This window comes from Corynebacterium urinipleomorphum, assembly GCF_900155535.1.
Classification (GTDB): domain Bacteria; phylum Actinomycetota; class Actinomycetes; order Mycobacteriales; family Mycobacteriaceae; genus Corynebacterium; species Corynebacterium urinipleomorphum.
Genome location: NZ_LT706956.1, coordinates 1 through 1,469 on the forward strand (window position 1 = coordinate 1; position 1,469 = coordinate 1,469).

The following is a 1,469-nucleotide window of genomic DNA, read 5'->3' on the forward strand; positions in this document are numbered from 1 at the left end:
GGCTGCAGGTAGGTGAATAGCCAGTTGTTGCGCGATAGGTGCAGAAGCGAGTTATATGCCTTGCGTACCCGGATGTGGGTGAATTCCCACTGGTGATTCAGCGTACGACGCTCTTTGGGCACAGGTGTCTTCTCGTTCAAAAAGTCCTTGTAGACCTGGCCGAAGTTGAAGCGTCCTGGTTTTCGTTCCGCTTATTGAACGCCCAACGGCTGGGCGTGTGATTGTTGATAGTAGGCATCTTCCATCTCTTGTGGGGTGATGTATCCCAATGACTCGTGCAGGCGGTGGTTGTTCCACCAGTACACCCAGCGAAGGGTCGCGATTTCGACTTCCCCAACCGACGTCCACGGCCGGTGGGGATAGATCAGCTCGGTCTTGTAGAGACCGTTGACCGTTTCCGCCAACGCGTTGTCGTAGGAATCGCCGACGGTGCCAACGGACGGATCGATCCCAGCTTGAGCGAGTGCCTCACCGTAGCGGATGGACACGTACTGCGAGCCGCGATCGCTGTGGTGGACTAGTCCTGCAGCACGAAGATCACCTGCGTGATAAAGAGCGTGCTCAAAAGCCTCAAGAGGCAGCTCATCGGTGCGCATGCTCGCCCTGGTGGCAACCCCGACAATCTTGCGGGAGTACACATCGGTGATGAACGCGGTGTATGCAAACCCCGACAGGGTACGCACGTAGGTGATGTCAGCGACCCACAGCCGGTGCGGCGCTGACGCGGTGAAGTCACGATTGACCAGATCAGGACGACGATCCGGGACATCAGCCCGAAGCGTTGTGATCGGAGTGCGGCCCCTTCTGCGGCCTTGGATGCCGGCGAGTTTCATCAACCGTGCCGTCTGATCACGACCGATGTCCCAGCCGGCGCGCTGCATGGCCTTCCACATCTTGCGTACCCCGTAGACGCTGAAGTTGTCCTCGAAGACTCTCACCAATTCGGGGATCAGCAGCGCGTCTGACAAGCTCCTGGCCGACGGGGCTCGTGTTTTAGCTGCTCGGTAGCCGCGAGAGGTGATAAACCCACATTCTGTCTGCCTTAACGTGCGACAGATGGCCTCGACCCCGAAGCGATCGCGATACGTGTCGATGTATTCGATCATCTTCTGGTGGGACGGTCGAGTTCCGCTGCGAAAAAAGCTGACGCGGTCTTTAAGATCTCGTTCGCCCTGCGCAGCTCTTTGTTCTCCTGCCGCAGACGCTTCAGTTCGTCGTCAACCGACTCGCCAGTGCTCCGCTGAACGTCGGGGGACGCTTTGACAGGTTTCAACCAGTTGTTGAGCGTGTGCGCCGAGACGCCGAGCTTCTCGCCGATCTCCTCCGCCGCCGCCCACTTCGAACACCCCTCAAGCTCAACGAGCTCCTCGGCTAACCTCACCGCCTTGTCCTTGAACTCGTCACTGAACTTCCTAGGCATGATCCAATCCTCCTCTAGAAACGATCGGAACTAAACCCAGGACGCCTCA

At 58.2% G+C, this 1,469-nt stretch carries 1 protein-coding gene and 1 pseudogene; both read right to left on the reverse strand.

Translation table 11 applies throughout. The features are described 5' to 3' along the window. A pseudogene (locus CZ338_RS10750) lies at positions 1-167 on the reverse strand (IS1249 family transposase); the annotation flags it as partial. A 24-nt stretch (positions 168-191) separates the two neighbouring features. After that, a protein-coding gene (locus tag CZ338_RS00025; protein WP_235839365.1) for an IS3 family transposase occupies positions 192-1,420 on the reverse strand; the annotation gives its coding sequence in 2 pieces (ribosomal slippage) (positions 192-1,144 and positions 1,144-1,420; 1,230 coding nt in all). Positions 1,421-1,469 lie beyond the last annotated feature (49 nt).